This window comes from Protofrankia symbiont of Coriaria myrtifolia, from assembly GCF_900634755.1.
Classification (GTDB): Bacteria; Actinomycetota; Actinomycetes; order Frankiales; family Frankiaceae; genus Protofrankia; species Protofrankia coriariae.
This window is the reverse complement of the sequence record NZ_CAAAFS010000151.1, coordinates 14,572-27,132: the sequence shown is the minus strand read 5'-3', so window position 1 is coordinate 27,132 and position 12,561 is coordinate 14,572. Positions and strand designations below refer to the sequence as shown.

Below are 12,561 nucleotides of genomic sequence, written 5' to 3'. Positions count from 1 at the left end.
GCTCGACATCGTCCTGACCGGCCGGCCCGCGCCCGGCAACCAGATCCATCTGGACGTCCCCGTGGATCCGACCCGTCCCGCGTACGAGCCGGGCGACCGGATCCGCCTCGCCCCGACGGTCGACACCAGCGGGCAGCCCACCTACTACATCGTGGACTTCCAGCGCGCGGCGCCGCTGGGCTGGATCGCCGCGCTCACCGCCGTCATGGTCGTGGCCGTCGCCCGCTGGCGTGGGCTCGCCGCGCTCGCCGGCCTCGTCCTGACCTATCTCGTGATCGTCAGGTTCACGCTGCCGTCTCTGCTCGACGGGCACTCCCCCGTCGCGGTGGCGCTGACCACCGGCGCGGCGCTGATGGTCGGCCTGCTCTATCTCGCCCACGGTGTCTCCGCCCGCACCACGGTCGCGCTGCTGGGCACCCTCGCCAGCCTCGCTCTGACCGCCGCGCTCGGTGCCGCGGCCATCGACCTCGCCCACATCACCGGCCTCGGCTCCGACGAGGACGTCACCCTCAAGGCCTTCGCCGGCGAGCTCAGCCTGCCCGGTCTCGTGCTCGCCAGCGTCATCATCGGCTCGCTCGGACTGATCAACGACATGACCGTCACCCAGGCCGCGGCCGTCTGGGAGGTCTCCGACGCCGCCCCCGACACCCCGGTGCGCCGCCTCTACCGGACCGGGATGCGGGTCGGACGTGACCACATCGCCTCCAGCGTCTACACCCTCGCCCTCGCCTACGCCGGTGCCGCCCTGCCCACCCTGCTCCTGTTCACCCTCGCCGACCGCGCCAGCGCGGACGTCGCCACCTCCGAACTCGTCGCCACCGAGATCGTCCGTACCGCTGCCGGCACCGTCGGCCTCGTCGCCTCCGTGCCCTTCACCACCGCCATCGCCGCCCTCGTCGTCTCCCGCCGCCGGCCGGCGGACGCGGGCACGGACGCGGCCTCACCCGACACGGATGGTGCCGCCGTCACCGGTCGCGCCCGACATCCCGGCTCCGGCTCAGCCGCGTCATCCCCGTCTGACGCGGATGGCGCTGTCGCCGCTGGCCACCCCGCCGACACCCAGCCGTTGACCTATCGCGCGAGCCCTGGCCGTTCGTAGCGGCGAACCGCGCTCCTCCGCTGCGACACCCCCCGCGGCGCCTCGGGGCGTTCCCGGCCGTCGCTCGGCCGCTCGGCGCGCCGCCGGTCAGCCGCCCGCCAGGCCCGCCCGGCACACCACCCTTAACGAAAACGATTACTATTACAGTATGCTGTGCTGATCGTAGCAGTGTCGCCACGACCTCGGAGCCCAGCATGAAGATCGCGTTCGTCGGCAAGGGCGGCAGCGGCAAGACCACGCTGTCCGCGCTGTTCTGCCGGCGCCTGGCCGCCCACGGCCACCCCGTCCTGGCCATCGACGCCGACATCAACCAGCACCTCGGCGCCGCCCTCGGCCTCGACGACGACACCACGCCACCCCCGATGGGCGAACACCTCGATGCGATCAAGGACTATCTGAGGGGAGACAACCCGCGCATCCCGTCCGCGTCGGTGATGGTGAAGACGACCCCGCCCGGCTCCGGATCACGGCTGCTGTCGGTGACCGGCCACAACCCGCTGTGGGCACGCTTCGGTGTCGACGTCGCCGGCGTGCGGCTGCTGGCCACCGGCGCGTTCACCGAGGACGACCTCGGCGTGGCCTGCTTCCACTCCAAGCTCGGATCCGTCGAGCTGCTGCTCAACCATCTGCTCGACACCGCGGGCGAATACGTGGTGGTCGACATGACCGCCGGCGCCGACGCGTTCGCCTCCGGCCTGTTCACCCGTTTCGACCACACCTTCCTGGTGTGCGAGCCCACCCGAAAGGCAGTCGCGGTGCACCGGCAGTACCGCCGATACGCCGCCGACTTCGACGTCACCCTCTCCGTGATCGGGAACAAGGTCACAGACGACGAGGACGTCGCCTTCCTGCGCCGGGAGGTCGGTGACGACCTGCTGGTCTGTCTCACCCAGTCGACTCCGGTGCGCGCGATGGAACAGGGCCGGCCGTTCGGCATCGGCGACCTGGAGCCGGCGAACCTGGCAGCGCTGGACAAGATCCGGCGCGGCGTCGACAGCACCGTCCGGGACTGGGACCGCTTCGTCGCCCAGATGCACGACATCCACCTGCGCAACGCCGTGGCCTGGGCCAACGACGCGACCGGCGTGGACCTGGCCGACCAGATCGACCCCGGCTTCCGGCCCATCCCCGGGCTGGTACCAGCGGCCCGCACCGCGCCCGACCGCGGCACGCCCAGCCGCAGCGTGCCCAGCCGCCCGGCATCCGGCCACACCGCCGGCCGGATCGCCTGACCGGGTCGTTTCGGCGGGCCGGCGAGGACGAACATGAGTGACACCGCGGACGTGATCAGTCGTATTCAGCGGATCCAGGATCTCCTCAACGACCCGCCGAACCGGGAGGTCGTCCTTGACGGGCTGTCCGCGGCCACCGGGCGGATCGCGTTACCCCGAGCGCGGCCGGACATCCCGGTCGGCCTCGGCCAGGTCCTTGCGGCCCGCAGGTCCCATTATCGATTTCATGCCGACCCGCCCGACGCGCGGGAGCTGTCGTCGCTGTTGCGGTGGGCGCTCGGGCCGCAGCGGACGGTCCGGCTGCCCACCGGCGCCGAGCACCGGATGTGGATGGCCCCGTCCGCGGGCGGGCTGCCGTCGCTGGCGGTATACGTGGCGGTCAGACCCGGCGGCGACCTACCCGGCGGGGTGTTCCGCCACGAGGCCGACGACGATCCAGACGTCCAGCATCTGGAGACGCTGTGGTCCGGCGACCCGACGGCGGCGCTGCGCTCGGTGCTGGCCCAGCCCGACTTCGCCGAACGGACGCCGATCACTCTCCTTCTGGTCGCCCGGCTGGACATCACGCTCGTGAAATACCCGATCCGCCACTACCGGACGCTGCACGTCGACTCGGGCATCGCCGTCCAGAACCTCTACCTGGTCGCGACCGCCCTCGACCTGGCCGGCTGCGCGGTAACAGGCTTCGACGACCACCTGACCACACAACTGCTACGCCTACCCGACACGATGTTCCCCACAGCCCTGTTCCCCCTCGGCCGGCGGCCGGCATAGCCGGCCGCTATCCCCCACCGGCCGGCGGCCGGCATAGCCGGCGGCTATCCCCCACCGGCTGGCGGCCGGGTCAGAAGAAGCCCTGGTTCGGCGGCGGGGTGCCGTTGAGTACGTAGCGGCCGACCGTGACAGCCTTCAGCGTCTTGGGGTTGTGCGCGGTGATGGAGCGGATGTTGCGCCAGTGCCGGTCCAGCGCGAGGCTGGCGCGCACCATCGACCCGCCGCCGACGTCGAACAGCTCCGAGGCCGCGCGGTTGGCCAGCTCGTCGATGACGACCTTCGCCTTGGCGTTGGCCAGCGCCGCGCGCAGCGACAGCTTGTACTCCTGCTGCGTGCCGTGCGCGGCGTACGCCTGCTCCAGCGCCGCGGCGGCGGCGAGCACCAGCGTCTCGGCGGTGTACGCCTGGCTGGCCAACAGCCCGACGCTGTACTGGAAGATCGGGTCCTCGGCCGGGGCGTCGGCCGGCGCGTGGTAGAAGGTCCGCGGCTTGCCGCGGACGTGGTCGGCGGCGTCGCGCACCACGCGGCGCAGGATGCCGACGATCATCGCGTTGAGCTGGATGTGGAAGTACGTCGCCCGCCACGGCAGGGCATCGGAGTCGGCGTCCCGTCCGCCCTTGCCGAAGTAGTCGCCCGGCTCGATCACCACGTCTTCGAACGTCACGGTGCCACTGCCGGTGAAGCGCTGGCCGAAGCCGTCCCAGTCGTTGTCGCGTCGCACGCCAGGGCGGTCGCCCTCGATGATCACCTGTACCTTGCCCCCGTCGATGTCGGTGACGCCGACGACGATCCGGTCCATGTAGAGGCTGCCGGTGGTGTAGTGCTTGGTGCCGTTGAGCCGCAGCCCGTCCGGCGTGCGGGTGATCGCGGTCTCGTACGGGAAGTCGGTGGCACCGGCCTTCGCGCTCAGCTCGGTGGCGGCCGAGCCGATCAGTTCGCCGGCGGCGACGCGCTCAAGCCACTTGCGCTGCTCGGGGTCGGAGCTGCGCAGCAGGTTCTCCACGACGCCGAAGTGGCTGCGCAGGATGTGTGCCACGTTGGGGTCGGCCGCGGCCAGCTCGATGAACACCTCGTACAGCTCGACCAGCGACGCACCCCCGCCGCCGATCCCGCGCGGCAGCCGCAGCGCGCCGAGACGGGCGCGCCTGATCGCCTCGATCGCCTCGAACGGCGGCTTGCCGCGCTGTTCGCGTTCAATCGCGCCCTCGGCGACGTGTGCGATCAGCTTGGCCAGTTGTGGCGAGCCGAACGTGACGGCACGGGTGTCCTCGGCGGCGTTGGTCATTCCTCCAGCCTGGGACTCCAGTCTCGCCCGATCAACCAGGTTCGGCTAACGGGCCCGGTGCGCCTGCGCTTAACTGTTCGGCCGCCTGTCCGGGGTCGTTCTCGGCGTGGAGCTCGGACCCGTCCCGCCCGGTCGTCACCGGCGCTGAGCCCGGCTGACGCCGCGAACCCGTAGGCCCGCTTAACGGAAGCGGTAGCTGTTTCCCCTTTTTCCGACAGGCAATGCGCGTCAATGCTGGTGATGTGGCCCACCGTACCCTGCACCTGAACGTCAACGGCAACGGGATCGCCAAGCCGCCGAACAGCTGGCGGCCAGGCACGCCGACGCCGTCTTCTGCGCCGAGCACAGTCTGCGGCAGGGCATCGAGTTCGCCCGCAAGGTCAGGACGCGGGCCCGCGAGGTCTACGGCCGCAACCCCGACGAGGTGTTCATCCTCCCCGGGCTCTGGCCGGTGCTGGGCAGCACCGAGGCCGAGGCCCGCGAGCGGCACGACCTGCTCGCGAGCCTCAACACCGACAACGAGGACAACTTCGCCGCGCTGGCCTGGCAGCTCGGCGTCCCGGTCGAGAGCCTGAAGCTGGACAAGGCGCCGCCGTGGGAACTGTTCGACGCCCCAGGCTGGAAGCCGAGCAGTTACGGTTTCGCCCGCTCCGTGCTGGCGACGGCACGCAACGAAAACCTCACCGTACGCGATCTTCTTGACCAGACGATCGCCGGCGGCGGGCACCGCATGGTGGTCGGGACGCCGGAGCAGGTGGCCGACGAAATCGAGGCGTTCTTCACACACGGTGCCGCGGACGGGTTCAACCTGAATCACGACTTCTACCCCGATGGCCTGGATCTCATCGTCGACCACCTCGTGCCGGAGTTGCAGCGGCGTGGGCTGTTCCGCCGCGAGTACGAGGCGACCACGCTGCGCGGCCACCTCGGCCTGCCGATCCCGGACCGGGCCGCGGTCGGCGTATGACCACCACTGTCGTCGTCGGCAACCCGAGGCCGGCTAATGCGGCAGGGGGAAATCTCGGCGGGGTTTGCCCACCGTCGCGAGCTGGTCGGGCAGGCGGGTGCCGCCGCGGAACGGGAGGCCGACCGAGGAGTTCGAGTACAGGCCCGGCGCCAGCGTGTGGACGACGCGCATGCCGGTCGGGCGGACGTCGTCGGTGGTGACGTCGACCGACACCACCGGATGGCCGGCCCGCGCCAGCGCCGTCGCGAGCGGGGCGGGATCGGTCGTAGCGGCGAAGGGGGCGTCGGCGTCGAGGGCCTCCCAGGTGACCGTCCCGGTGACGGCGTCGGCGAGTTCGGCCGCCAGGCGGTCGCGCATCCGCGGGTCGAGGAAGAGCTGGAGGTGGGTGCAGTATTCGACGATATCGGCGAGGTCGTCCCGGCAGTCGTCGAGGTAGCGCCGGTCGGCCCGCCAGCGCTTGAGCGGGCTGTCCGGGCGGTTGGCGGCACGCATGTACGGGCCGTCCGGGTCGTCGAGGTCGCCGACGAACATCTGTAGCTGGAAGGCCTCGGCCAGCGCCTTGCGCATCGCCGGCTCCGCGGTGGCCCGGCAGGCCGCGCCCATGCTGAGGTAGCCGCTGGCCTCGTCGAACACCAGCGCGCCGATCACGACCATTCCGAACTCGTTCGGGAACTCCAGGAAACGGGTCGTCAGGCTCCCCCGCGCCCCGGTTCCCAGCTTCGCCAGCCAGGGTGGGGGGATCACCTCCCGCAGCGGCCGGCGGCCATGCCAGGCCATGGTCACCGCGTCGCGTTCGAGCATCTGGCACAGCGCCGACCACTGGGCGCCGGCCTCGCCGACACCGGCGGCCAGCCCGGAGCTGAGAACCGGATTGAGAAACGGCACGCCGCGGGCGGGCGCCTGATGCGCGTACGACACCCAGACGAGGTTCGCCGGCACCCAGACGGCGGCCCCGTCCGGCAGCCGGGCGCCGAGCGCCCATTCCAGCTTGTGGTTCTCGCTGAACTCGACGAACGGGAAACGCGGCGAACGGTATTGTTCAGGGGCGAACAGCACGACCGAACGCGGGTCGAGAACCTGGTGGCCGGACGCGGTGAGCTCGGCGAAGGTGGCCCGGTGCAGCCCGGCCGGCACCAGGTTGCCGCAGTAGCGCTCGACGGCCTCCCCGACGGCCGGCCCGATCGCGGCGGCCTCGTCCAGCAGGGCGTATCCGGCCCCGGCGAAGTCGCTGGCCCAGGGGGAGAACCTCGTGGTGTCGGAAAGCACCGCGGTGACCATGAAGAATTCCGCTGGCAGGGCGGGCGCGACGGTATTCTTTTCGAGTCGGCGAATGATGCCCGTACGTGGGTCGAGAATCGTGGAGATGTCCATCTGCCCGCCCTACACGTGGGGAATCGGATACGGGTAAACTGTTTCCTCGGTCAGTTGCTCGCTGACCCAGCCCAGTTCGGTGGGCACGGTGTAGAGCCGGCTGCCACCGAGATACGGGAAGGCCGCCGGCGGATTGCAGTACAGCCCCGGCACGACCACGCGTACCACCGTCAGGCCGGCGGCGCAGACGTCGGAGGTGGTCACGTCCACCGAGACGGCCCGCAGGTTCCGCTCGGCCAGGATGTCCAGGTAGTGCTGGCGGGCCCGGGCCTCCTCGACGGCGGGTATGTCGGTGAGCCGGACGGGTCGGGCCTGCTCCCTCAGCCGGTCGAGCGGTTTGCCCTGCATACGCGGGTCCAGGTAGAGCTGCGCCACGGCGGGCAGGTCGATGAGGTCGTGGAAGTCCGGCCGGAAGTCCTCGGCGTAACGCCGATCGGCACGGTAGGGCCGGTAGGCGTGCGCGGGTATTTCGCCACGGGCGATGGCCCGCCAGTGCGCACTGTCGGGATCGGCCAGTTCGGCGGTCAGTTCCAGCATCGCGAAGGCTTCGACGAGTGCCTTCTTCGCAGCCTCCCACGGGCTGGCCCGGCAGGCCGTACCATAGGAGACGAGGCCCTCCCCCGGGTCGGTGAGGAACGCGGCGAGAACCGGGACGTCGAACTGCCCCGGTATACGGAACAGACGAATGACGTATTCGTTTTCACGCCGGTTGCCACGCCCATTTTTATGAACATTTTCATGAAGATCTTCATAAACACTGGCATGCTTGTCACCGTGTCCGCCGCCGACCTCCGGACAAAATGGGATGTTGTACTGTGCCAGCAGGTCGGCGGCGTCGGCGACGGTGTGCGGGCTCGTCCCGCTGGCCCACCAGATCGTGTTCGCGTCGCGTTCGAAGAGCTCTTCCAGGGCAAACCGCTCGGCGTGTTCGCGGTTCTCCCCGGTGGCTATTCCCGCGTACAGCATCGCGTGGGTGACGGGCTCCCCCGCGTGCCCGCCGCGGAAGTAGTTCAGGTAGGCCATCGACGCGGGCACGAGCACCGGCCGCCCGGTGTGCAGGTCGCGGCCGGGCACCCAGGCCACCGGCAGGTCGCGGGTGAAACGCTGGAAGGGGAAGCCACGGGCTTCGTACTGACGGTCGGAGTAGAGCGCGAAGGATGCCGGGTCCAGCGCGTCGCGTCCCGCCGCGGCCAGGGCGGCGTAGCTGGCGATCTCCAGTTTCTCGGGCACCGCGTTGCCGCAGTAGCGTTCGACGACCTCGCCGACGGCGGCTCGGCGCGCCCGGTCGTGATCTCCCAGGGAGGCGCCGAAACCGTACCGTTCGCCCGTCCAGGCGGCGAACGCCCGGCTGTCGCCGGCCCGCGCGCTCCACCCGACCCAGGAACTCGGCATCCGGGCGCTCGGTTCGTACGGAACGACCTGCGTGATGACGCCGAGCCGGGCGTCGACCAACCGGCGCTCGGCCGGCGATACACCCGTGAGAATCTCCGTGAGAGTCATTGCCGCTCCATCACCGGTAGGTCGACGAAACAGCCGTGGGCCGGCCCGCTGCGCACCGTCTGGGTGGCTGTTCTGGTGACGCTCGAGGTGTACCGATCGGAACCGGTGTTGAGGTTTCGTGCCAGCCGCGGGAAGTCGCTGCCGGTGATGTGCAGCTCGAGTCGGCTGCCGGGCCGCAGCACCAGGGCGGTGGCGCCGAGGACGACGTCGAGGGTGCGCACACCGCGCTCGGCTACGGCGGAACCGGAGGTGATCTCAAAGGCCCGGCCGTCGTCGAAACGCTGCACCAGGCGGACGATCCAGTCGGCGCTCGGCGCGGTGGTGCCCACGGCCAGCCGAACCGTGGGCGACCCGGCGACGGCGAGAGGATTCGTCAACGGGAGACCTCGAAAGGTCACGCTGTCGCGGCGGACGTCGAGGGAGCCCCGGTCGTGATGAACCGGGAGGCTGGGAAAGAGGCTGGGAAAAGGGTCAAGCGGGTCGTAGGTGAAACGATGCTCGGCGGCCCGCTCCGGAAGCGATGATGACAGCGCGCCGTCCGCGGTGGCGTGCAGCCGCAGCACACCGGTCGACGCCGGCCAGTGATCCAGCCACCGGCCGTCCTCCATCAGGAAGATCTTCGTGATCGACGCGTCCTCGCCGGCCAGCACCCGCGAAATCCAGTCGACCTGAAGGGCGCCCAACGGTAGCTGGGACTCGCGGCCGTGGTCGCGGCCACCGGCGGAGTGGGAGTGCGGGGTGGACAGCTCGTGTTGCCACGGCCCGACCACCAGGCCACGTGCCGGCCGCGGGTCGTGGCCGCTGCCGGCAACCGTCCACTGGTGGAGGGTCTGCGGCAGGAACAGGTCGTACCATCCGCCGATGTGCAGGGACGGTAACGCGCAGGCGGCGAGCTCCTGATCGTCCAGCGCTTCCGCGTGGGCCGGTGTTTGCCCGCGGCCGGGGCCGTCGGGGTCGATCGTGCTCCACCAGTGCGGTAGCCGCGCCCACAGACACCCGCCGATCCCGGCGACCGGAAGATGGTGCAGCAGCTGCGGGCGGGCTCGCAGCATCTGAGCGGACAGCCCGTCGCGGCTGGTCCGGCCGTCCGCGTGCTCGGTCCACCAGCCGACGTACTCGGCCAGCCGCAGGATGCCCGAGGGCTCGACGTTGGCCGGGCGCAGCACGGCGGCCGGCACCTCGCTGATCACCGCGCGGACGAGGCCGGGCGCGGCGAGCGCGGCGGACCACGCCGTGAACGACCCGTAGGAGGCGCCCGCGAGGATCACGTTCCCGTCGCACCACGGCTGCGCGCGCACCCATTCGACGAGCGCCCGGCCGTCCGCGCGCTCGTGATGGTAGGGAGTCCAGCTTCCCTCCGAGCCGTAGCGACCCCGCACGTCCTGGACGACGTGGACGAAGCCGTTGCGGGCCCATCCGAGGCCGTTCGCCAGCAGCGCCGATCGGCCGTAGGGGGTACGGGTGACGACCACGGGGGCGGGCAGCCGGTCGTGGAAGTACACGTCGGTGGCCAGCGCGACCCCGTCCGCCGCGGGTACGAACTGGTTGGTGTCGGCCCCACCCGTCCTGGTGCCGGCCCCGCCCATTCCGCCGCCAGCCCCACCCGTCCTCGCGTGGGTGTCGGTGTCGCCGCTGCCCACGGCTACGCCGGGTTGACCGCGAGGACGGGCAGGGGAAGCACCCGGTGGCGGCTGATCGCGAATGTGGTGGCGTCGACGACGAGTTGATGGCCCTCGCTGGGGATGTCGCCGCCCGACGCCAGGGCCAGCAGGTCCGCGGCGAGCAGGCCGGCCAGCATCGACACGGCCGCGGGCGTGAACCGCGCGGCCGGCCTGGGCGCGTCGGAGTCCAGGTAGGCCCAGTGGGCGATCAGCTCGTCGGGCAGGGCGGCCGCGGCGAGCCGGCGTCCACGGGTGTCCTGGTAGGAGGCGGTACGGCCGGGGATCGACAGCGGCCCGAGGACGAACGTGCCGCCCTCGGCACAGCAGCCGTGCCACGGCGTGCGGTGCCGCGCGCACCAGGCGTCCAGCTGGCGCCATCGGGCGTCCGGCAGCCACCGCGCGCAACTGACGACGACGTCCGAGTCCGCCACCGCGGCCTCGTCCACCGGGCCCACGCCGCACCTGGCCTCGCCGAGAAGCTCGAGGAGTTTGTCGACGAGCGGACCGTCGCCGTCCACGTGCACCTTCCAGCCGGACGGGACGGGCGCGTCCTGCTCCGCGCTCGTCAGCACGCCACGGCCGGCCAACGCGGCAGTGATCCGTTCGACGCCGGCCTGGTCGGCGACGGGAACGCGCACGTCCGTGTCACCGGTTTCGAGCCGCTGGACCAGCGTGAGCAGCCGGTCGTCACCGCCGACGCGGACGAAGACGTCTCCCGGGGCGCTGTAGCGCCAGCTGCCGTCGGCAGTCCGGTACAGGTGATGGCCGGGCGCGAGCACACGCATGCCTTTCTTTCTGCCGTGAAATGCCGTGGAACTCTGCCACGAAACGTGGACCCGGATGCCGTGGGGGAAGGGACGGTGGCCGGGAACCGTGGTCATCGGGGCGGCGCGGGGAGGCGCGGACGTTCTCCGACGACCACGGCCGGAAGCAGCTCACCGCCTTCGGTCAGCGAACTACTTCTCCTCGTCCCACGCGAACGGGTTCTGGACCAGTGCGTGGGTGGTCGGGTCCTGCGGGGCGGCGAGAACCGGCTCCTCGTTCAGCACCTCGAAAGAGATCTCCTCCATGACTACCTCCCTCCAATAATAGAAATGGTTTTCATTACGTATAGAACGTTAGCATGCTCCGGTGCGACGCGAAAGTGGTGCGGGGCGCGTTATTCCGGTGCCACCGCGGTGTGAGCATTTGCATGCGTTCGGTCATGACGCTCGCTGGGCGCCGCTGCCTCCGGTGTGTCCCGGGCCGCGACGAGGTCCGCGAGCGTGCCGGTACGGCGCAGGCTCGTCCCAATACCGATCAGCAGCGCCACACCGACACCCGAGGAGGTGACGAGCAGGGCGCCGCGGGTGCCCCAGACGTCGGCCAGCGCGCCGGCGAGCATGGCGCCGAGCGGCGTCCCACCCCAGGCGATCATCCGTGCCGTGGTGTTGACCCGGCTCTGCAGCCGGTCCGGTGTGACAGCCTGCCGGACGACGATGCCGTTGAGGATGACCAGGGAGTTGGCGGCCTGCCACAGCACGAGAATCCCCAGCCCCAGCAGCCACATCGTGTTCCGCGACCAGCACAGCAGCGCGAGCCAGCTGCCCCCAAGCGCGCACAGCGTGATCATCCCGATGGGCACCCGCCGGTGGATACGGCTGAGGAAGGTACTGGTGATCAGCGTGCCGGCGGCCGTGGCGGCGTAGAGCAGCCCGATCCGCACGTCGTCGTCGGCAAGACCGAACTGCTCGACCGCGACGACGACCAGCAGGCCGCTGACCGCGCCCCCGGAGACGCTGGCTCCGGTCCCGAGCAGGGTCAGTGTCCGGATGACACGGTGATCCCAGATGTAGCGGAGCCCTTCGGCGATGTCGCGGCGGGTTCTGGCGACCCACCGCCGCCCGCCGCCCGGGCCGCCGGCGATGCCGCGGTCGCCGGTGCCACCACCGGCGACGCTGCCAGTACCGACGCTGCCGATATCGGCGCTGCCGGGTTGCGCGTCCCAGCGCACCCGGGTCAGCAGGAGCGCGGCGACGACGTAACTGAGGGCGTCCAGCGCGAGGACGGCCGGCGCGCCCAGGGTGGTCGCGGCGACACCGCCGACAGCCGGGCCGGTCAGGTTCACCACGGTGCTCACCGACACCATCGCCGCGGTCGCCGCGGGCACCCCGTCGCGTCCGACGATGGCCGGCAGGACACCGAAACCGGCGGCGTCGAAGAACACGAACAGGGACGACACACCGACCGCGGCCACGAACAGGTGCGCTGTCGTCAGCGCCCCGGCCCAGGACGCGACGGGAACGCTCGCCATCACCAGGCCGCTGGCGACGCTGGTGAGCACCAGCGTGCGGCGCCGGTCCCAGCGGTCCACCAGCGCGCCCGCCGGCAGCCCGAGGACGAGATAGGGCACCGCTTCCAGGCCGGCCAGCACACCCGCGGCGGCCGCGCTCCCGGTGCGCTGGTAGAGCAGCACCGGGAACGCCACCAGCGACATTGCGCTCCCGACCCACGAAACGGCCCGGCTGACCAGGAACAGCCGGAACATCGATGCCGTGTTCATCGCGACACCGTCATCGTCGGAAACTTCGCCGGGAACTCGGGAACCTCACCGGAAACACAGGTTTGAAAACCATCAGAAATACTGTCGGAACTGCTGTCAGAACTGCCATCAGGAATACCGTCATCACCGG

The 12,561-nt window shown here is 70.8% G+C and carries 11 protein-coding genes; 4 read left to right on the top strand and 7 right to left on the bottom strand.

The genetic code is table 11. The features are described 5' to 3' along the window. From CM1CMNOD_RS08540 to CM1CMNOD_RS08530, 3 genes are all read left to right on the top strand, one after another. Positions 1-1,099, top strand: a 1,099-nt coding sequence (locus CM1CMNOD_RS08540; protein ID WP_131773934.1) for a YibE/F family protein, incomplete at its 5' end; no start/stop codon positions are given. Between the two features lie 194 nt (positions 1,100-1,293). Continuing rightward, positions 1,294-2,331: an AAA family ATPase gene (locus CM1CMNOD_RS08535; protein ID WP_013873271.1), complete on the top strand. Its 1,038-nt coding sequence runs from the start codon at positions 1,294-1,296 to the stop codon at positions 2,329-2,331. 33 nt (positions 2,332-2,364) lie between these two features. Further along, positions 2,365-3,105: a SagB family peptide dehydrogenase gene (locus CM1CMNOD_RS08530; protein WP_013873270.1), complete on the top strand. Its 741-nt coding sequence runs from the start codon at positions 2,365-2,367 to the stop codon at positions 3,103-3,105. A gap of 70 nt (positions 3,106-3,175) precedes the next feature. On the opposite strand, the gene CM1CMNOD_RS08525 is transcribed toward CM1CMNOD_RS08530, so the two are convergent. Beyond that, complete coding sequence (locus CM1CMNOD_RS08525) at positions 3,176-4,390, bottom strand: acyl-CoA dehydrogenase family protein (RefSeq protein ID WP_013873269.1); 1,215 nt, start codon at positions 4,388-4,390, stop codon at positions 3,176-3,178. 304 nt (positions 4,391-4,694) lie between these two features. On the opposite strand from CM1CMNOD_RS08525, the gene CM1CMNOD_RS08520 reads away from it, so the two are divergent. After that, entirely contained in the window at positions 4,695-5,357 is a 663-nt protein-coding gene (locus CM1CMNOD_RS08520; RefSeq protein ID WP_083828212.1) for an LLM class flavin-dependent oxidoreductase, read from the top strand. Between the two features lie 33 nt (positions 5,358-5,390). Here the strand turns inward: CM1CMNOD_RS08520 and CM1CMNOD_RS08515 are convergent, their stop codons facing one another. From CM1CMNOD_RS08515 to CM1CMNOD_RS08495, 6 genes are all read right to left on the bottom strand, one after another. Then, complete coding sequence (locus CM1CMNOD_RS08515) at positions 5,391-6,728, bottom strand: YcaO-like family protein (protein ID WP_013873268.1); 1,338 nt, start codon at positions 6,726-6,728, stop codon at positions 5,391-5,393. A gap of 9 nt (positions 6,729-6,737) precedes the next feature. Then, positions 6,738-8,228, bottom strand: a complete 1,491-nt coding sequence (locus tag CM1CMNOD_RS08510; RefSeq protein WP_131773933.1) for a YcaO-like family protein — start codon at positions 8,226-8,228, stop codon at positions 6,738-6,740. Beyond that, a complete protein-coding gene (locus CM1CMNOD_RS08505; protein WP_237703055.1) occupies positions 8,225-9,868 on the bottom strand; it encodes a CocE/NonD family hydrolase in 1,644 nt (547 codons plus the stop codon). The genes CM1CMNOD_RS08510 and CM1CMNOD_RS08505 overlap by 4 nt, the downstream gene beginning before the upstream one ends. 2 nt (positions 9,869-9,870) lie before the next feature. Then, on the bottom strand, positions 9,871-10,674 hold the full coding sequence (locus CM1CMNOD_RS08500) for a hypothetical protein (protein ID WP_237703054.1): 804 nt from the start codon (positions 10,672-10,674) through the stop codon (positions 9,871-9,873). A 171-nt stretch (positions 10,675-10,845) separates the two neighbouring features. Beyond that, positions 10,846-10,959, bottom strand: a complete 114-nt coding sequence (locus tag CM1CMNOD_RS22955; protein ID WP_013873264.1) for a streptamidine-related RiPP repeat protein — start codon at positions 10,957-10,959, stop codon at positions 10,846-10,848. Positions 10,960-11,048: 89 nt separating this feature from the next. Continuing rightward, entirely contained in the window at positions 11,049-12,431 is a 1,383-nt protein-coding gene (locus CM1CMNOD_RS08495; RefSeq protein ID WP_237703053.1) for an MFS transporter, read from the bottom strand. Positions 12,432-12,561: the final 130 nt, after the last annotated feature.

Bases quoted from the DNA above. Each gene is read 5' to 3' on its own strand.
- CM1CMNOD_RS08500 (WP_237703054.1), bottom strand. From the start codon at position 10,674: ATGCGTGTGCTCGCGCCCGGCCATCACCTGTACCGGACTGCCGACGGC.
- CM1CMNOD_RS22955 (WP_013873264.1), bottom strand. From the start codon at position 10,959: ATGGAGGAGATCTCTTTCGAGGTGCTGAACGAGGAGCCGGTTCTCGCC.
- CM1CMNOD_RS08530 (WP_013873270.1), top strand. From the start codon at position 2,365: ATGAGTGACACCGCGGACGTGATCAGTCGTATTCAGCGGATCCAGGAT.
- CM1CMNOD_RS08515 (WP_013873268.1), bottom strand. From the start codon at position 6,728: ATGGACATCTCCACGATTCTCGACCCACGTACGGGCATCATTCGCCGA.
- CM1CMNOD_RS08495 (WP_237703053.1), bottom strand. From the start codon at position 12,431: ATGAACACGGCATCGATGTTCCGGCTGTTCCTGGTCAGCCGGGCCGTT.
- CM1CMNOD_RS08510 (WP_131773933.1), bottom strand. From the start codon at position 8,228: ATGACTCTCACGGAGATTCTCACGGGTGTATCGCCGGCCGAGCGCCGG.
- CM1CMNOD_RS08525 (WP_013873269.1), bottom strand. From the start codon at position 4,390: ATGACCAACGCCGCCGAGGACACCCGTGCCGTCACGTTCGGCTCGCCA.
- CM1CMNOD_RS08535 (WP_013873271.1), top strand. From the start codon at position 1,294: ATGAAGATCGCGTTCGTCGGCAAGGGCGGCAGCGGCAAGACCACGCTG.